The following is a 234-nucleotide window of genomic DNA, read 5'->3' as shown; positions in this document are numbered from 1 at the left end:
GTACACCTTATGGAAAAGTGGTGTTAGTAACGGCAACAAATCCAACGCCAGCAGGAGAAGGAAAATCCACAGTCACTATTGGTTTGGCCGATGCGTTAAAACAGCTGAATCAACAGGTGATGGTTGCCTTACGTGAGCCGTCATTAGGTCCAGTGATGGGCATCAAAGGTGGTGCAACGGGTGGTGGCTATGCACAGGTTGTGCCAATGCAAGAGATAAATTTGCATTTCACTG

General features: G+C 47.4%; 1 protein-coding gene. It reads left to right on the top strand.

What is annotated here, in order from left to right; genetic code table 11:
• A partial coding sequence (locus R2R70_RS23250) for a formate--tetrahydrofolate ligase (RefSeq protein WP_410979383.1) occupies positions 1-234 on the top strand: 234 nt, incomplete at both ends.

The organism is Cobetia sp. SIMBA_158 (assembly GCF_046566945.1).
GTDB classification, from domain to species: domain Bacteria; phylum Pseudomonadota; class Gammaproteobacteria; order Pseudomonadales; family Halomonadaceae; genus Cobetia; species Cobetia amphilecti.
Note: the sequence above shows the minus strand (reverse complement) of the source record. Positions and strands in the feature narration are given on the sequence as shown.